Below are 18317 nucleotides of genomic sequence, written 5' to 3'. Positions count from 1 at the left end.
CGGCTACGGGGCCGGTGCGCCGTCCACCCGGAACCCTCGGCTACGGGGCCGCGCCCGCCACCAGTTCACGGGCGGCGGACGCGAAGGCCGCCCGGTTGGGATGGCCGGTCTTCTGCAGCAGGCTCGCCACGTGCTTCTCCACCGTGCGCGGCGAGATGTGCAGGCGGCCGGCGATGTCCCGGTTCCCGAACCGCTTCGCGAGCAGCCGCGCCACCTCGAACTCGCGCACCGTGATCCCGCACCGGCGCAGCCCCGGCGGCACCAGCTCCGTCCCCGACCGGCGCTGCCGCACCGGGGCGCCCATCGACCGCAGCAACGCCCGGCAGGCGCCCGCGACCGCCGGGAGCCCCGCGCCGTGGAAGTACTCCTCCGCCTCGCGCGCCCACTCCGCCGGCGCGCCCCAGCCGTCCTCGTACGCGGCCCGGGCCACCAGGCGCAGGCCCAGGTGACGGGCCAGGGGATAGGGAGCGGCGGCGCGGAGCGCCGCCCCGGCCGCGGCCGTCGCCCGGTCGGGACGGCCCTCCCGGCCGAGCAGCACGGCGTCGGCGAGGCCCGCGAACGGCCGGTTCCAGCGGGCCTCCGCGGCACTCGCCGCCGTCGCCCGGTCGTGGTGCCGCCGCCCGGCCCGCCCCGCGAGCACCCCGCACAGCAGGGCGACCCCGTACCGGCCGAAGTCACCGGTCGCCGGGTTCTCCGCGTGGCACGCGAGGGCCTGCGCGAACTCCCGCTCGGCCGCCTCGCGGTCCTCCTCCAGGAGCGAGCAGAAGCCCCGGGCGAGCCCGGACTCCATCGCCCGCAGTCCGGGCGCCGCGTCGGCCACGGGATCGAACCGCTCCAGTGCCTCCCGAAGTTCGTCGCGCCGGCCCCGGTGCGCGGCGCGCACCGCGTCTGCCAGCCGCCACAGTGCCACCGCCCGCCCGAGGCCCCGGTGCGACGCGTCGGCCTCCCCGTCCCGGATCAGCTCACGCGCCGCCGCCGACTCTCCGCGCCGCACCCGGTCGAGAGCCAGCGCGACCCCCAGCTCGTGCGCCTGCGGCGCGAGCCCGGCCCGCAGCGCCTCCCGGCGGACCTCCTCGACCGCCGCCGCCACCCCGTCCCGCCACATCACGAGGTGCGCCAGACACCCGTCGGCCGCGATCCGCAGCGGTATGCCCGCCGGGCCGGGCACGAGCGTCCGGGCCCGCGCGAAGTGCTGCGCCGCGGTGTCCGCGTCGGTGTTCCGGGTCAGGTGGCCGAGGGCCAGGAGCGTCCGCCCCGCGGACTCGGGGAGGTCTGCCGCGAGGGCCGTGGCGAGGGCGCGGCGGGCCGCCGTGGCGGCGGTGCGCAGCCGCTCGGGTGCGAGCCGGGACGGTTCCACGTGCGCGGCGGCCAGCTCGACGAGGGCGACTGCCTCGGCGTCGTCGCGGGAGTCGCGCAGGCCGCTCGGGCCGCTCGGGCCGCCGAGGTCGCCGGGACCGCCGAGGAGCCAACGGGCGAGGTCCAGATGGCGCAGGGCCTCCTCCGGGCGCCCGGCGAGGGAGTGGACCCGGGCGAGGCGGGCGTGCAGCGCGGCCCGGCGTGGCGCCGGCAGGCCGTGGCCGTCGCACGGGAGGTCCAGGGCGTCCGCGGGCAGTGCGGCCAGGTGACCGGTGAGGACGGCGGCGTCCAGCAGGCGCTCCCGTACGGCGGCGCGGGCCTCGGGCGGCACGGCGGGGGACACCAGGCCGTGGGCCGTGGTCAGAAGGGTGAGCGCCCGGTCCGGGGCGCCCTCGGCCGTCGCCCGGCGCGCCGCCTCCGCGTAGTGCCGGACGGCCGCCTCGGTGTCGCCGGCCGCCGCGTGCAGCGCCGCTGCGCGCGCGCACCACGGCCCGGGCAGTCCCGGATGCCCCTCGGCCATGGCGCGTACGGCCCGCCGGGCGGCGCGGGTGCGTTCCCCCGGCGCCAGGCCTTCCCGCAGGGCCCGGCCCGCGAGGGCGTGGCGGAACGCGAGGCGCTCGGGGTCCGCCGGGTCCGGGACGAGGAGGAAGGCGTGGGCCGCGGCCCGCAGCAGCGGCGCCAGCTCCTCCTCGGCGCGTCCGGTCGCGCACGCGAGGGCGGGAACGGCGAACGCGTCCCCGAACAGGGCGGCCACACCCAGGAGCCGGGTGGCATCGGGGCCGAGCCGCTCGGTGCGGCGCAGCACGTCCGCCGCGACCGTCGGCGGCACTCCCGTCGCCGCCGGCGCCCCGCACGTGGCGAGCTCCCTGGCCAACTCCCGTACGGCGAAGGGAAGTCCGCCGCACTCGTCGACCACCCGGCCGGTCACCCGGCGGACCAGCTCCGGTGCCGGTTCCCCTCGCCCGGCCCGTAACTCGTCCGACGCCAGCCGTCGGACGTCGGCGGGGGCGAGCGGCGCCAGGGCGAGCGTCCGGTGCGCCCGGGCGGCGAGGGCCGCCACCGCGCCGTGCCCCACTCCGCGTACCGGAACGGTGGTGGCCAGGAGCACCACCGGCACCGCGGCGAGCTGGTCGACGAGGTAGTCCACGACGGCGAGGGTTCCCGGGTCGGCCTCGTGCAGGTCGTCGAGCACGAGCAGGAACCCCCGCCGCCCGCCCGCCCCGGCGATCGTGCGCAGGATCGCCTCGGCGGCCGTCAGGGGCGGCACGACGGAGCTCCGCGCACGGACCGCTCCGGTGCCGCCCCCGCCCCCGATCCCCCCGTTCCCCCCGAGCAGCCGGGCGAGGACCCGCCCGTGGCCGCCCGGTTCCCCCGGCGCGGGCAGCCGCCCGGTCCGGGCGAGGGCGAGCAGGGCCTCGACCAGGGGCCGGTAGGGAACGGCCCCGTCGACCGTCCCCGGGCCTCCCCGGACCGCGAGCATCCCCGCCGCCCTCGCCCCGGCGATCACCTCGGCGGCGAACCGGGTCTTCCCCACGCCCGGTTCGCCGCTGACGAAGACCGCCGCACCGCGCCCCGAGCGGGCTTCCCCGAGGACTGCGGTGAGGCGGCTCATCTCCTCATCCCGGCCCACGAGTTCCCCACGGGCCGGGTCGGTACAGGCGTGCGGCTCCGTCATCTGCCTCTCCCACTCCGGCCCCGCTCGGCGGCGCGCCGGGGACGACGATAGGAAGCGGGCGCGTGTCGCTGCAGCCGTCCGTTTGGGGGGCTTGCGGGAAGGGGTCACCCGGCGTCGAGACTGTCCTCGCGGACCCGTCGGGCGAGGTCGATCTTCGTGTAGGCGGGGCGGCCGGCCTGCTGGTACTTGGCCTTGACCCGGTCGAGGTAGTCCTTCGCCGTGTGCACGGTGATCCCGGCGCGCCGGGCGGCGGACTTGAGGGTCAGACCGGACGCGTAGTCGAGCAGGATCTGCCGTTCGCGCGGCGAGAGCTTCGGCCGGGAGGGGCTGTTGTCGTGGGCACAGGCGAAGGCGAGTTCGGGGGAGTGGGCACCGTGTCCGGCCGCCACGTCCTTGATGGCGGCGACGAGGGTCGGCAGGTCGTTGTCCTTGGTCAGATAGCCGTCGGCGCCCGCCCGGAGGGATTCGATGATCCGGGTGCGGTCGGGGACGGTGCTGATCATCAGGACCCGGCTGCCTGCGGCGAGCAGCCGCCGGATGTTGTCGGCCGGCGCCGAGTCGTCGCGGAGCAGCAGGTCGAGCAGCACGATGTCCGGCGGCACGCCGCCGCCCGGCCCGGCGGGAGGAGCGCCGGGGCCCACGGCGGCGAGGAGTTCGCCGACGGTTCCCGCGGTGGCCACCAGCCGGAGCTCCGGTACGCCGCCCAGCCAGGACCGCATGCCGTCGAGGAGCATCCGGTCGTCGTCGACGACGGCGACGGTGATCACGCCGGCCATCGCAGCTCCACCCGTACGCCTTCGCCGGGCGCGGTGTCGACGACGGCCCGGCCGCCCACCTCGGCCATCCGGGCGTGCACGGATCCGCGCAGCCCGAAGCCGGGCACGTGGTGCTCGGGGTCGAAGCCCGGCCCCCGGTCGACGACCGTCACGACGGCGCCCGCGCCGTCGGCCTCGCCGGTCGCGGTGAGGTACGCGTGGCCGGTGCCCGCGTGGCGGCGCACGTTGTTGAGGGCCTCGCGGGCGGCGTCGGCGAACGCGGCGGCGACCGCGGGCGGCACCTCGGGCAGTTCGTGGTACTGGGTGGTGACCCGCAGCCGGAGGCTCTCCACGGAGCTGACGGCCTCCTCCAGGGCGGCGCCCATCTCCGGGTGGTGGACCTCCTCGGCTGTCTGCTGGATGAGCCGGCGCAGGTAGGCGGCCTCGCGGGCGCAACGCTCGCGCACCTCGGGGGCGTTGGCGTCGACACCGCCCGCCGCGAGCGTGGTCAGGGTGGCGAGGACGGTGTCGTGCAGCGCCCGGTGGTGGTCGAGCCGTTCGGCGTAACGGGCCTTCTGCGTCTCGGCGGCGAGCGCGCGGGCGTTCGCCTCGTCGAGCAGCCGGCCCTGGCGGCGCAGGTACCACCACATCACCCAGGCCATCACGGCGGAGGACAGGAGCGAGTTGAGGTGCCCGCCGAGCACGGCCCGGCTCGCGCCGACCAGGTGGTAGCCGACGAGGTGGGTCGCGACGAGCAGCGCGACGGCGACGACGGCCTGGAGCCGGGGGAGGGCGATGGCCGCGGCGGCGCTCGCCGAACCGCCGAGCAGCATCGCCCAGCCGATCGCCGGTGTCTCCCGCAGTCCGCCCCACGCGTACAGGGCGAACGGCAGCAGGCAGCCGGTGACGAGGACGTCGGCCCACACGTGCCGGGCGTCGAACCAGCCGCGCCGCAGCGCGGTCCCGTACCCGAGGACGCTCAGGCCGAGCGCGGCGGCGATCCCCAGGTACGGCACCGGGTGACCGGAGCTGCGCTGGGCGACGGCGAGGACGCCGACGGTGAGATGGCTCCCTCGGTACAGGAGGGTGGTGAGGATCATGAACGACCGGGCGCGCTGGAGCGCGGAGCCCACGCCCTTCGACTGCCGCAGTGCGCGCGACCACCCCGTGGTTCGCGACCACGCCATGGATAAGGACCCCACCGGCAAGACCGTGCCTCCCGTACCACCATGCCCCGACCGTCCCCGTCGTCCCGCATTCTGCCCGAGCCCGCACCGGCCGACAGGGCCGCTACCAGCCGATTTGTGGGCGATGTGAAGACGGTGTGCGGCTGCTGTGCCCGGACATCGTACTCAGGGGTAACGGGCGGCCGCCGAGGGCTTGTTGAGGGCGGCAGGGTCATGCTTCCCTCGGGGGAGCCTCGCTCGCTTACCGCCGGTAAGTCCTGTCCGGAGCCGGAGGAAGGAACCCCCATGCCCTCTCCCCGTACGCCCCTTCCCGACCCCCTCCCGCGGCCCCCGCGCGGCCGGCGCCGGCGGATCGGCGGCCCCCTCGCCGCGGCGCTCGCCCTGCTCGCCGCCGTCGCCGGCTCCGGCGCCACCGCCGTACCGGCCGCGGCGGCCCCGGCCACCGCCGACGCGGCGCGCACCGCCGCGGGGCTGCGCGAGGTGATGTTCGTCGGCAACAACTGGGACGGCACCGCCGACGTGATCGAGTCCCGTGGGGAGTTCCGCCGCATCGGGCGCGTCGACGTCATCCCCGACCGCGAGGAGCGGATGCGGGAGATCCACCTCGACCCGATCAAGCTGGCCTTCTTCCTGGGCGTGCGCAACGGGCCGGGCGAGGGCCACGACCAGTTCGTCGACGACATGTACGCCACGCCCGACGGCTCCGCGATGGTCGTCTCCCGGCCCAGCTTCGCCGACGTCGTCTCCGTCGACCTGCGCACCGGCCGTATCAACTGGCGCTTCCCCGTGGCCGGTTACCGCTCCGACCACATGGCCGTCTCGCCCGACGGCACCCGCGTCGCCGTCTCCGCGTCCACCGCCAACACCGTCCACGTCCTCGACGTCGTCTCCGGCCGCCAGCTCGGCTCCTTCAAGACCGGCGACAAGCCCCACGAGAACGTCTTCACCTCCGACGGACTGCTCTGGAACATGTCCATCGGCGAGGTCACCACCGCCCTCGACGCCCCCTGGCTCGACTGGACCAAGGGCGACCGGAAGATCACCGTCGTCGACGCGACCACCTTCAAGACGGTACGCGTGATCGACATGCGCCAACGGCTCGACGCCTTCGGCCGCGGCGACCTCTCCGACGCCGTGCGCCCCCTCGTCTTCACGCCCGACGAGAAGAAGATCTACTTCCAGGTCTCCTTCTTCAACGGCTTCCTCGAGTACGACGTCGCCACCGACCGGATCACCCGCCTGAAGGCCCTGCCCGGCAACCCGGCGACCGACCCCGACCGCACCACCTGGGTCAACGACTCCCGCCACCACGGCCTCTCGATGAGTCCCGACGGCACCCGGCTGTGCGTCGCCGGCACCATGGACGACTACACGACCGTCGTCGACCGCGAAACCCTCGCCCAGGGCCCCCTCGTCGAGACCTCCAAGCCGTACTGGGCCACCGTCAGCGGTGACGGCCGCTCCTGCGTCGTCTCCGAGAGCGGCGCCGACCGGGTCAGCGCGATCGACTTCGCCACCGGCGAGCGGGTCGCCTCCGTCGAGGTCGGCGACCACCCCCAGCGCGTACGGCTCGCCCACGTACCCGCCGACTGGACCGGCCCCACGGCCGGCTGACACCCTCACCCCACCGAAGGACATCGTGAAGAGAACACTCCTGGGGGCCGCGCTCGCCGCGGCCCTCCTGGCTGCCGGGACACCGGCGGCACCCGCCTCGGCCCTCCCCGCCACCTCCTCGGCGACCGCACCGGCCCCTGCCGGAGCCGCCCTCGCCGACAGCTGGCAGCCGCCCCTCTCCACCCGCGGGCGGTACATCGTCGACGCCGACGGCCGGCGCTTCAAACTGAAGTCCGGCAACTGGCACGGCGCGCAGGGCTCGTGGAACGGCTCCGGCGACCTCGCCGACCCCGCGAACCACCACGACGCGGAGAAGTCCGACCAGCTCCCGCTCGGCCTCGACCGCGCGCCCCTCGCCACGATCCTCGCCGACTTCCACGCCCTCGGCATCAACAGCCTCCGGCTGCCCTTCTCCAACGAGATGCTCCACGACCAGCGCCCCGTCCCCGACGCGGCGGTCGCGGCCAACCCGCAGCTGCGCGGCCGCACCCCGCTCCAGGTCTTCGACGCCGTCGTCGCCGCCACGACCGCCGAGGGCTTCGCCGTCATCCTCAACAACCACACCAACACCTCCCGTTGGTGCTGCGGCCTCGACGGGAACGAGCGCTGGAACACCAGCCAGTCCACCGCGCAGTGGGAGAACGACTGGCTGTTCCTCGCCAGGCGCTACAAGGACAACAAGCGGGTCGTCGGCGCCGACCTCTACAACGAGGTCCGGCGCACCGTCATGGACGACGCCAACTGGGGCTGGGGCGACGACCACGACTGGTGGACCGCCACCCAGCGGCTCGGCGACCGCCTCCTCACCGAGGCCAACCCCGACCTCCTCGTCATCGTCGAGGGCATCAACTGGCAGGGCATCCCCGCCGACGGCCTCTTCCACTGGCGGCCCACCCTCGAGCCCGCCCGCACCCTCTCCCACACCCTCGTCGCCTCGGACAAGCTCGTCTACTCGGCGCACTTCTACGGCTACACCGGCCCGAACCACACCGGTGCCACCGGCACCGGCGAGACCCACGACTGGCGCTACCAGGAACTGTCACGCGAGGACCTGTTCGCGACCCTGGACCGGCAGGCCTTCTTCGTCTCCGCCGACACCGGCCGGCACTACACCGCACCCGTGTGGATCAGCGAGTTCGGCATCGGCGCCGACGAGACCAACCCCCAGGGCCGTGCCTGGTTCGGCAACTTCGTCGACCACCTCGTCGCCACCGACGCCGACTTCGCCTACTGGCCCCTCGTCGGCTTCACCGGCCACGGCCGCTGGAAGCTCCTCGACTACGACGCCCAGGGCCGCCGCTCCGGCATCCTCGACGGGGACGACTGGCGCGCCGCCGACTGGACCCGGCTCGTCACGGCCCCCGCGAAGACCGGGACCGTCCCCGTCACCGACACCTGGGACCAGCTCAACCTCGACCACGCCGACGCCGTCCAGTCGCTCCGCGTCCGCGCGGGCGGCGACTGGGACCAGGGCGCCCGCAAGGGCGTCTGCCCCGACGGACAGCGGCTCGTCGGCCTCGCCCACCGCGACGGCCGGGGCCTCTGCACCGATGCCGGAGCGGCCGGGCTCACCGCGCCGACGGGCGCGTTCACGGTCGTCCGGGACGAGCGTTACGTCAAGGAGGGCGACTGGGCCTCCGGCTACACCAAACTCCAGTGCCCGCAGGGCCAGTTCATGACCGGCTACAGCGTCCGCGGCCAGGCCGTCTCGGCCGCCCTGTGCGCCCCCGCCACCCGCGCCCTGCCGGTCTCCGGCCGTACCGTGTGGTTCGACCGCGGCGACAACCGGCCGGCCGGCGGGCCCGGCGGCGAGTTCGCCCAGGGCAACTACAAGGGCCAGTGCGCCACCACCGAGTACGTCGCCGGGGTCGCCTTCACCGGCGCCTGGGCGAAGGGCAAGACGCCCGACGCCCTGCTCTGCCGAGCTCTGTAGCCGGCCCGGCGGACACGACGACGCACACGACGAAGGGGCCTGCCGGACACGGCAGGCCCCTTCGGTGTTCTGCGGATCAGGACCTGGTGACCTTCACCTCGTGGAGCGAATAGCCCCAGCCGGTCCCTCGCCGCTCGCCGTGGACCCGCACGTAACGAGCCGGCTGCGAGGCGAACTCCGCCGTGTCGTAGCCGCCGTCACCGGAGTCCGTGGACCACACGGAACGCCAGTGGGTGCCGTCGTCGGACAGCTCGATCCGGTACGCCCGCGCGTAGGCCGCCTCCCAGTCCAGGGTGACCTGGCCGACCCGGCGCGACGAACCCAGGTCCACCTGCCACCACTGGTCGTCGGACCACTCGCTGGCCCAGCGGGTGCCGGTGTTCCCGTCGGTGGCGAGACCCGGCGAGTAGTCCACGAACGGGTTCCACCACTGGGTGGTGCTCGCCGCGGTCGGCGCCCCGGACGCCAGGTTCACGCCGACCTCGTGCCGCTCGGTGGCCTTCCAGGTCGTGAGGTACGACTCGGCGCCCCGCGACAGCTCCTCCACGACGGCCGGGCCGCCCGGCGTGAGCCGGATCTGCTCGATCCAGTCCGGGACCAGACCGTTGTGCGCGGCACCGTCCTTGTTGAGGTCCCAGGTGCGCTCGCCCGTCACCTGCCGGTCGAGCACCGAGCCGCCGTCGAAGCTCTTGAACGGGTACTTCACCGCGTTCGGGGCGCTCTCGCCGACCGGTCCCGGCCAGCCGCCGACACCGTTCATGTCGGTGCCGTAGCCGAGACCGACGCCGTACTTCTTCCGCAGGTCCGCCTTCTGCGCGGCCTCGCCGACGAAGCCCTCGGCGCCGTGCATGTACGGGGCGACGAATCCGCCGAGGCGGTAGAGCCGCTCGGTCCAGTCCAGGTCCATCCAGCTGTGGGTGGAGAGGACGCCCGGGTACTCCTCGGACTCCAGGATGTCCAGCGCCCGGCCCGCGGCCTTGACGCTCATGTGGTCCAGTTCGAGCATCATCCCGCGCTGCATCATCCCCTTGACGGCGTACTCGCCGAGGCGGGTGAGGCCGCGCTTGTTGCACCGGGCGTCGGAGGCGTACGAGGGCACGGTCACGCCGGGCGGCAGCTTCTCGGCCATCGCCGCCGGGGCGGCGGCCAGGCCGATCGGGTTGTCGCTCTGCGGGCCCGCGCACTTCTCCGTCACCCAGAAGGTGCCCGTGGACAGGAACTGGCCGATGTTGACCGCGACACCGGTGGTGCCGCTGTCGAAGCGGACGCCGCACAGCGCGTTGTCGAACTTGTGGCACAGGAACATGCTGCGCACACCGAGGCCGTACAGCTCGTCGAGCCCCTTGTCGATGTCCGCCTCACTGCACTGGGCGACGTCGAGGATCATCTTGCAGCCGAAGGGCTCCGAGGTCTCCACGCCGAGGACGACCGCGAGCTTGCCCTGCTCGATCACCGAACGGGCCTGCGCCGAGTCCGTGACGACGCGGAACCAGCCCTTGCCCGGGCCGCCGTACATCCGGTCCACGTAGTCCTGCAGTTCGTAGGTCTTGCGCGCCTCGAGACGGATCGCGTCCATCTCGTTGCAGCCGCGGTCCCGGGGCAGGAGCGAGCAGATGAGGCCGTTGGTGACGAGGTCGTTGACCAGCACCCGCTGGCCGCCGCGCCAGGCCCGCTCGACCCACGCGTAGTAGTTCTGCTGGTGGCTCAGGGAGTTGTGGGCGGGCCAGTGCTTGAAGGTGGGCCAGCCGACGGGGTCGTGCTTGCCGTTGTCGCCGCCGGTGAGGTGCTCGAAGAGGGCGCCCGAGCCGTCCGGGTAGTGCTCGGGACAGTCCTTGAGCGCGTCGGCGATCCCCGCGGCGGAGAAGGTCTGGCCGCAGATCATGCGGCCGCCGAAGCCCTCGTTGGACATCAGGTGGTTGTGGGCGTCGACGAAGCCGCGCACCTTGCCGGACGCGTCCGTTCCCGTGAACGGCGTGCCCGTGACGTTGATCTGCGAGTCGGGCGCAGGGCGGGAGGCCGGCTCCCACCAGGAGCCGCCCGTGTCGGCGGCGGGGACCGGACCGGCGCCGAAGACGACGGTGGCCAGGGCGATGAACAGGGACACGAGGGCGAACCGGCCGCCCGCCCCGCGTGTTGATGGTCGATTCATGGTCAGCGATGCCTTCGGTCATGGGGGATACCGGGCTGCGAGCCGTCCAGGGTGTTTCTTGCGGTAACAGCGGCTCCGGGCCGAGGATCGCGAGGATCGCGGAGTGAGTCAAGGGTCCGGGTCAAATGACCTGTTGACGATCGCTCAGCCCTCGACGAGCGCCACCAGGTGGTCGGCGGTCGCGTCGAGCAGCGCCTCGGCGGCACGGTCGTCCCCGAGCACGAGGTACTGCAGCGTGAGCCCGTCGATCGTCGCCGCGAGCACCCGCGCGACCAGGTCCACCGGCACCTTGGGCGTGATGCCGCGCAGCGCGCACACCTGCTCGACCAGGACCGCCGCCGACGCCACGTACTGCTCGTACTGGGCCCGCGCGAGCCGTTCGAAGCCCTCCTCGCGCAGCGCGTACTGGGTGAGCTCGTAGGTGAGCATGTGCTCGGCCGGGTGGTCCGTCACGTCCTCCCAGTACGTCCCGAGCGCGGCCCGCACCGTCTCCCGCAGCGTCGCGCGCGGCTCGACCGCCGACATCACACGCGCCACGTAGTTGCCCGTGATGGAGCCGATCGCCGCCTCCAGGAGCTCCTGCTTGGAGTCGAAGCAGTAGTGGAAGACGCTGAGCGAGACCTCCGCCTCGGCGCAGATCGCCCGGGTCGTCGCCCGCGCCACCCCGTCCCTGGCCATGACCCGGACCGCCGCCTCGACCAACTGCCGGCGTCGCTCCGCCGACGGCATCCGTGCCATGCTGCCTCCTCGCGTCGGGCGCCAGGGTAACCGCCCGCACGCTCGGACCACGGGGTACGCCCCCTGGAACACGAGCCGCGCGTCCGCATCCGCCCCGGTCTCGGCGAGCATGTCGTCGAGCTACGGGCGCGCACCCCCGCGCTCCTCGCCGCCGGCCCCGAGCCTCGTCCCGACCGGCTCCTCCGGCTCGGGCGCGCGCCTCTTCCTTCCCCGCCTCGTCGATCCGTCCGGCGACGACGTGAACGGCCCGCGCGTGCGCCACGCGTGGCTCGTACGTCCGGGGGCGACCGGGGTGGCCGCAGGGCGCCGCGGCGGGCTCCGGAAGGGGCCCCTCGGTTGCCCCTTCGTGAACTGACGGGTGCACAGACCTTGTCAGTACAATTTCACATTACTATGTTACAGCTCGCGCGGTGAGTTCGACGACCGTCAACTCCCCTGTGAGCCAGGGGAGTTCGCCGCGCGCGTACCTTCCCCCACTTTCAGGAGCCCAGGTGTCCCAGCACAGAGTCGTGCGCAGCTCCCTCCTCGCCACCGCCGTCGTGGTGACCCTCGTCGCCTCCGCCGGACAGTCCGTCCAGGCGGCCGAGCGACCCGCCCCGGCCCGCGCACAGGCCCCCGCGACCTTCGCCGCGCCCGCGCCCAACCCGTTCGACGAGGTCGAACACCTCGCCGACGCCCGGGCCGCCAAGCCCGCCCCGGCGCCCGCCCCCGGCGGCATCCAGGCCCGCGTCCCCGGCCCCGCCACCGCGAAGGCCAAGGCGGCCCGCGCCGCCACGCCCGCCCTCGCCGCAGGCGTCCCCTGCACCCTCGACGGCGTCACCGGCCTGTCACCCGAGCAGTTCGCCGACTTCCTCGCCGACCCCGCCGTGACCGCCGACGGCTGTCTGCGCAACCTCGTCTGGACCTGGGACGCCCGGCTCGTCCCGGTGATGTCCGACGCCCACGTCCAGGCCGTCGCCCGCCGGATCTCCACCCTGGCCGCCGCCCACGACGGCCGGAACTCCACCCACCTGGAGGAGATGTTCACCTACCTCCACGCGGTGGCGTACCACGACTTCTCCCGCACCGAGATCGACATCACCGACGCCCCCACCGTCGACGCGGTCCGCCGCGCGATCGCCGACTTCGGCAACGCCGCCCGCACCTTCGACGCCACCGCGAGCAACGCCCGCACCCTGCGCGAGGCCCTCTACATCGGCAGCGCGCCCGGCCTGCGCCAGCACCAGCTCGGCCTCATCGTGAAGGTCCTCGCCACCCTGGACGGCGCGCACACCGCGACCAACCAGGACCCCGCCTGGGCCGGTGCCGCTCTCGCCGCGCTCTCCGTCAACTACCTGGGCGTCTACCCCGGCAACCAGGACACCGCCTTCCACGCCGCCGCGAAGGCCGACCCCGCCTACCGGGCCGCCTTCAAGGCCTTCGCCGGATACACCCACCTCAAGGGCACGGCCAACGCCTGGGCGGTCCGCGACGCACTCTCCGAGTACGGCCGCTTCGGCCAGATATCCGGCCTCAAGGAGGCAGTCACCGCCGACCTCGGCGCCCTCCTCGCCCCCGTCGAGTCCCGCTTCGGCGCCGGCAGCGCGCCGTGGGCGAGCCTGGTCAACTGGCTGAACTTCTACGAGGCCTGCGCGCCCTACGGCGTCTGCAAGGCGGACATCGAGAAGCGCATCTTCCCGTACACGTACACCTACGACAACGGCGCCATCAAGGTCCGCACCGCCCTCGACCGGGCCACCGTCGACCAGCTGTACTACGCCAGCAAGCAGGTCAAGGCCCAGTACCACCGCGTGCTCGGCACCGAGCAGCCCCTCGCCGGCGACCCCAACACCACCCTCAACATCGTCCTCTACGCCTCCCGCGCGGACTACGAGAACTACCATCCGATCCTCACGGGCTACTCCACCAACAACGGCGGCATCTACATCGAGAACGGCGCCACCTTCTACACGTACCAGCGCCGCGTCCCGCAGGACTCCACGCTCACCCTCGAAGAGCTCTTCCGGCACGAGTACACGCACTACCTCAACGGCCGCTTCGCGGTCCCGGGCTTCTTCGGCGAGGGCCCCTGGTACCAGGGCGACCGGACCACGGCCATGGACGAGGGAACCGCCGAGTTCTTCGACGGAGCCACCCGCGACAACGGCATCGCCGTCCGCAAGTCCCTGGTCCGCGGCATCATCAACGACACGGCCGGCGGCGGCCCCCGCATGAACGTGCGCCAGATCCTGCACGCCACCTACGACGGCGACGGCTTCCGCTTCTACAACTACGCGGGCACCTTCTTCGAGTTCCTGTGGACCGAGCGGCCGTCCCAGCTGCGCGAGATGTACGGGCGGCTGCGCGCGGACGACGTCGCCGGCTACGACGCCTGGCGCGAACGCCTCAGCGCCGACACCGGCCTCCAGGCGGCCTACGACCGTTTCCTCGACGCGCAGATCGCCAAGGTGAACGACCTGTTCGTCCCGAACACCACGTTCACGCCCAACGACCAGCTGACGTACTCCACCGTGGCGGGCGTCCGGACCGCCTTCGCCGGGGCCACGTACAACAACCCGGACTGCGTCGAGAACGGGGACACCGGCAAGCGGCGCTTCGTCTGCACCGGGCGGATCACCGCGAACCTGAGCGACTGGACCAGCGACGACCGGAACTTCAAGGACATGTCGGAGACGGTCGACTACTTCATCCTCGACCGTGCCGCGGAGTCCCGCCTGAACAACCTGGCCGACATGAACTGCAGCTTCGGGCCCATCGAGATCTGGTCCAACAGGGTCGCGGGAACGGCCGGCTACCGCTGCGAGGGCCCGCTCCGCAGCTGATCCCCACCTGCTCCCCGCCTGATCCGCCGTCAACCCGGTGCCCAGGGGCCGGAACCCCTGGGCACCGCCTAAAGAATGTGACATATTACTGCCGTGCCCAAGAGACACTCCCTGGACGCCGTGATCATCGGTGCCGGCGTGGTCGGAGCCGCCTGCGCGTACTACGCGGCCCGCTCCGGACTCTCCGTCGCCGTCGTCGACCGCGGTCCCGTCGCGGGCGGCACCACCGGTGCCGGGGAAGGCAACCTGCTCGTCTCCGACAAGGGGACGGGCCCCGAGCTCGACCTCGCGCTGCTGTCCACGAGACTCTGGCGCGAGCTGTCCGACGCACTCCCGGCGGACATCGAGTACGAGCCGAAGGGTGGGCTCGTCGTGGCGCACGACGAGCCCACCCTGAAGGCCCTCCGCGTGTTCGCCGAGTCCCAGCGGACCGCCGGCGTCCGGGCCGACGAGATCGCCGCGGAGGACCTGACCACACTCGAACCCCACCTGTCACCCGACCAGGCGGGCGGCTTCCGCTACCCGCAGGACGCCCAGGTCCAGCCGGCCAAGGCCGCCGCGCGGCTCCTGGAGGCGGCCGGGGTGCCGGTCCACCTCGGTGAGGAGGTCACGGAGATCCTGCGCACGCCGACCGGCAGGATCACGGGCGTCCGCACGGCCCGCCGTGAACTCCTCGCCCCGGCCGTGGTGAACGCCGCCGGGACCTGGGGCGGCGACGTGGCCCGCCTCGCGGGCACGAGCCTCCCCGTCCTGCCCCGCCGCGGCTTCGTCCTGGTCACCGAACCGCTGCCCCACATGGTCCGCCACAAGGTGTACGCGGCGGACTACGTCGCCGACGTGGCCAGCGGCTCCGCGTCGCTGCAGTCCTCCGCGGTCGTGGAGGGCACGCCGTCCGGCCCGGTCCTCATCGGCGCCACCCGCGAACGCGTCGGCTTCGACCGCTCGCTCTCCCTTGAGGCACTGCGCCGGCTGGCGACCCAGGCCGCCGGGCTCTTCCCCTTCCTCGCGGACGTCGAGGTGATCCGCGCGTACCACGGCTTCCGCCCCTACCTCCCCGACCACCTCCCGGCGATCGGCGCCGACCCGGGGGTCCCGGGTCTGTTCCACGCCTGCGGGCACGAGGGCGCGGGCATCGGCCTGGCCCCGGCGACGGGATCGCTGCTGGCGGCGAGCCTGACCGGCTCGGAACCTCCCCTGGACCCGACGCCGTTCTCGCCGTCCCGGGACTTCACCCACCACGAGGGGGAAGCCGGATGACGCACGGCCGCCACGCACGCACCGACCACCCAGGAGCCACGTCTTGACCACCCCGCGCGACCTCGTGGGCGGCGCGCCCCGCACCACGTTCACCCTGACCTTCGACGACCGCGAACTCCCGGCCCAGGAGGGCCAGTCGATCGCCGCGGTGCTCTGGTCGGCCGGCATCCTCGCCTGGCGCACCACCCGGAACGGCGCCGCGCCGCGCGGAGTCTTCTGCGGCATCGGCCAGTGCTACGACTGCCTGGTCACCGTCAACGGCCGCCCGAACCAGCGCGCGTGCACGGTGCAGGCCCGCCCGGGCGACACCGTCACCACCCAGGAAGGAACGGGCCGTGCCGCACTCGACCGTTGACCTCGCCGTCGTCGGCGCGGGCCCGGCCGGCCTCGCCGCCGCCGTCACGGCCGCGGACCTCGGCCTCTCCGTGGCCCTGCTCGACGCGGGCGCGCGCCCCGGCGGCCAGTACTACCGCCACCCGGCGCCCGGCCTCGGCGCGACGCGCCCCCAGGCCCTGCACCACGACTGGCGAGCCTTCGCGGCACTCGTGCGGCGCCTGGAAGAACACCGGAGGACGTCCGGGATCTCGTACCTCCCGGACCGCCAGGTCTGGGCGGTGACGCCGTCCGGCGACACCGGCTCGTGGACCGTCCACAGCCGCACCGACAGCGCGTCCGAGTCACCCGCGCCCGTCACCGCCCGCGCGATCCTCCTCGCCACCGGCTCGTACGAGCGCCAACTCCCGTTCCCCGGCTGGACGCTGCCCGGCGTGGTCGGCGCGGGCGGCGCGCAGGCCATGCTCAAGGGCGGCCTGGTGCTGCCGGGCCGGCGGGTCGTCGTCGCGGGCAGCGGTCCCCTCTTGCTCGCCGTCGCCGCTTCCCTCTCGGCCGCCGGAGCGCGGGTCCCGGCGGTCGTCGAGGCGTCCGGATACGGCGGCTACGCCACCCACGCGACCACGCTCCTGCGCAACCCGGCCAAGCTCGTCGAAGGTGCCCGCTACGGCACCGCGCTGGTACGCCACCACACCCGGCTGCTGAACCGGCACGCCGTGGTCGAGGCGCACGGCACCGACCGGGTGGAGGCCGTCACGGTCGCCCGCCTGGACCGCGACTGGCGCCCGGTGCCCGGCACCGCCCGCCGCATCCCGTGCGACGCGGTGGCGGTCGGCCACGGCCTGGTCCCCGAGCTGTCCCTGGCGACCGCGCTGGGCTGCGCGACCCGGACGGCGGCGGACGGCACGGTCGCCCTCGCGCTCACCGACGAGCTGCGCACCTCGGTGCCGGGCATCTGGTCGGCGGGCGAGACCGGCGGCATCGGTGGCGCCCAACTGGCCGTGGTGGAAGGCACCCTGGCGGCCCACTCGGTCGCGCGTGCCGCACAAGCCGCCCATGCCGCGAGCCCCGGTGTCACCGCGCCCACCACCCCCGAAGCCCTGCGACGCGCCCGCGTCCGTCTCCGGGCCTTCGCCGACGCGATGGGCTCGGCGCACCGCCCCGGCCAGGGCTGGACGGCCTGGCTGGCCGACGCCGCCGACGTGTGCCGCTGCGAGGAGGTCACGGCCGGTCAGGTCCGTGAGGCGGTCACGGAGCTGGGCGCGCGTGACGCGCGGACGGTGAAGCTCCTGACCCGCGCGGGCATGGGCTGGTGCCAGGGCAGGATGTGCGGACCGGCCGTCGCGGCCCTGTGCGGTGCCACGACGACCGCGGATGCGGCCACGCCGGAGGGCCCGTCCACGTCCGCAGGCGCGACCGCGGCTCCGACGCCCGACCGCCGCCCCCTCGCCTGCCCGGTCCCGCTGCGCCAACTGGCCTCGCTGCCCACCGACCTGAGCTGATTTCCCGCACCGCGGTCTTGTGACCGACGTACACCACTCAATAAAATGTCACACACTACTAAGGAGAGTTGCCGATATGAGCGAGAGCGTGACCGCCTCCCACTGGAGCCCCACCCGCCCCTGGCGCGGCATCATGGTCGCCACCGCCCTCCCGCTGCGCGCCGACCTCTCGGTCGACCACGACGCCTACGCGGAGCACGTCCGCTGGCTGATCGAGAACGGCTGCGACGGCGTCGTACCCAACGGGTCGCTGGGGGAGTACCAGACCCTCACCGACGAGGAGCGGGCCCAGGTGGTCCGTACGGCCGTCGAGGCCGCCGGTGACGGCGCGCGGGTCATGCCCGGCGTCGCCGCCTACGGCAGCGCGGAGTCCCGGCGCTGGGCCGAGCAGGCCGCCGAGGCCGGCGCGGGCTCGGTGCTGCTGCTGCCGCCCAACGCCTTCCGCGCCGACGAGCCCGCGGTCCTCGCCCACTACGCGGAGGTCGCGAAGGCCGGCCTCCCGATCGTCGCGTACAACAACCCGATCGACACCAAGGTCGACCTGAACCCGTCCCTCCTGGCCCGGCTCCACGGCGCCGGCCACATCGTGGCGGTGAAGGAGTTCAGCGGCGACGTCCGCCGTGCCTACGAGATCGCCGAACTGGCCCCGGACCTCGACCTGCTGATCGGCGCGGACGACGTCCTGCTCGAACTGGCGCTGGCGGGCGCGGTCGGCTGGATCGCCGGCTACCCCAACGCGCTTCCGGCCTCCTGCGCCGAGCTCTACCACTCCGCCGTGGCCGGCGACCTGGCCACCGCCCTGCCCCTCTACAAGTCGCTGCACCCGCTGCTCCGCTGGGACTCCAAGACGGAGTTCGTGCAGGCCATCAAGGCCTCCATGGACCTCGCCGGCCGGCCCGGCGGCCCCACCCGGCCGCCCCGCCTCCCGCTCACCGGCGCCACGGCGGCCGCCGTGCGCGCCGCCACCGAGAAGGCCCTGGCCGACGGCCACCACTGAGA

General features: G+C 74.0%; 12 protein-coding genes. 7 read left to right on the top strand and 5 right to left on the bottom strand.

Annotated features, from left to right (window positions below; genetic code table 11):
- Positions 1-40: 40 nt before the first annotated feature.
- The 3 genes from ACFY8W_RS03120 to ACFY8W_RS03110 all read right to left on the bottom strand — a co-directional run bounded on the left by ACFY8W_RS03120 (position 41) and on the right by ACFY8W_RS03110 (position 4973).
- Positions 41-3031 carry an AAA family ATPase gene (locus ACFY8W_RS03120; RefSeq protein ID WP_391099474.1) on the bottom strand — a complete coding sequence of 997 codons (2991 nt, stop codon included), beginning with the start codon at positions 3029-3031 and terminating at the stop codon, positions 41-43.
- A 104-nt stretch (positions 3032-3135) separates the two neighbouring features.
- Positions 3136-3807 carry a response regulator gene (locus ACFY8W_RS03115; RefSeq protein WP_391099471.1) on the bottom strand — a complete coding sequence of 224 codons (672 nt, stop codon included), beginning with the start codon at positions 3805-3807 and terminating at the stop codon, positions 3136-3138.
- The gene (locus ACFY8W_RS03110; RefSeq protein WP_391099469.1) at positions 3795-4973 is read right to left on the bottom strand and encodes an ATP-binding protein; all 1179 of its coding nucleotides are present in this window, start codon (positions 4971-4973) and stop codon (positions 3795-3797) included. The genes ACFY8W_RS03115 and ACFY8W_RS03110 overlap by 13 nt, the downstream gene beginning before the upstream one ends.
- A 285-nt stretch (positions 4974-5258) precedes the next feature.
- Here ACFY8W_RS03110 and ACFY8W_RS03105 point away from each other — a divergent pair, with 285 nt between their 5' ends.
- Together ACFY8W_RS03105 and ACFY8W_RS03100 are read left to right on the top strand one after the other, a co-directional pair.
- On the top strand, positions 5259-6587 hold the full coding sequence (locus tag ACFY8W_RS03105; protein ID WP_391099467.1) for a YncE family protein: 1329 nt from the start codon (positions 5259-5261) through the stop codon (positions 6585-6587).
- Between the two features lie 25 nt (positions 6588-6612).
- Complete coding sequence (locus tag ACFY8W_RS03100) at positions 6613-8520, top strand: cellulase family glycosylhydrolase (RefSeq protein ID WP_391099465.1); 1908 nt, start codon at positions 6613-6615, stop codon at positions 8518-8520.
- A gap of 76 nt (positions 8521-8596) precedes the next feature.
- On the opposite strand, the gene ACFY8W_RS03095 is transcribed toward ACFY8W_RS03100, so the two are convergent.
- Both ACFY8W_RS03095 and ACFY8W_RS03090 read right to left on the bottom strand, forming a co-directional pair.
- Entirely contained in the window at positions 8597-10669 is a 2073-nt protein-coding gene (locus ACFY8W_RS03095; RefSeq protein ID WP_391099463.1) for a discoidin domain-containing protein, read from the bottom strand.
- 144 nt (positions 10670-10813) lie between these two features.
- Positions 10814-11407, bottom strand: a complete 594-nt coding sequence (locus ACFY8W_RS03090; protein WP_391099461.1) for a TetR family transcriptional regulator C-terminal domain-containing protein — start codon at positions 11405-11407, stop codon at positions 10814-10816.
- A 491-nt stretch (positions 11408-11898) separates the two neighbouring features.
- On the opposite strand from ACFY8W_RS03090, the gene ACFY8W_RS03085 reads away from it, so the two are divergent.
- The 5 genes from ACFY8W_RS03085 to ACFY8W_RS03065 all read left to right on the top strand — a co-directional run bounded on the left by ACFY8W_RS03085 (position 11899) and on the right by ACFY8W_RS03065 (position 18315).
- The gene (locus ACFY8W_RS03085; RefSeq protein WP_391099459.1) at positions 11899-14229 is read left to right on the top strand and encodes a collagenase; all 2331 of its coding nucleotides are present in this window, start codon (positions 11899-11901) and stop codon (positions 14227-14229) included.
- Between the two features lie 93 nt (positions 14230-14322).
- Positions 14323-15486 carry an FAD-dependent oxidoreductase gene (locus ACFY8W_RS03080; RefSeq protein ID WP_391099457.1) on the top strand — a complete coding sequence of 388 codons (1164 nt, stop codon included), beginning with the start codon at positions 14323-14325 and terminating at the stop codon, positions 15484-15486.
- Positions 15487-15529: 43 nt separating this feature from the next.
- Positions 15530-15841 (top strand): 2Fe-2S iron-sulfur cluster-binding protein, encoded by a 312-nt coding sequence (locus tag ACFY8W_RS03075; RefSeq protein ID WP_391099455.1) that lies wholly within the window; start codon positions 15530-15532, stop codon positions 15839-15841.
- Positions 15822-17318, top strand: coding sequence for an FAD-dependent oxidoreductase (locus ACFY8W_RS03070; RefSeq protein WP_391099452.1), 1497 nt, complete (start codon positions 15822-15824; stop codon positions 17316-17318). The genes ACFY8W_RS03075 and ACFY8W_RS03070 overlap by 20 nt, the downstream gene beginning before the upstream one ends.
- Before the next feature lie 76 nt (positions 17319-17394).
- Positions 17395-18315 carry a dihydrodipicolinate synthase family protein gene (locus ACFY8W_RS03065; RefSeq protein ID WP_391099450.1) on the top strand — a complete coding sequence of 307 codons (921 nt, stop codon included), beginning with the start codon at positions 17395-17397 and terminating at the stop codon, positions 18313-18315.
- The last annotated feature ends 2 nt before the right edge of the window (positions 18316-18317 follow it).

The sequence above is a fragment of the Streptomyces sp. NPDC012637 genome (assembly GCF_042954805.1).
GTDB lineage: Bacteria > Actinomycetota > Actinomycetes > Streptomycetales > Streptomycetaceae > Streptomyces.
This window is presented reverse-complemented; position numbering and strand designations above follow the sequence as displayed.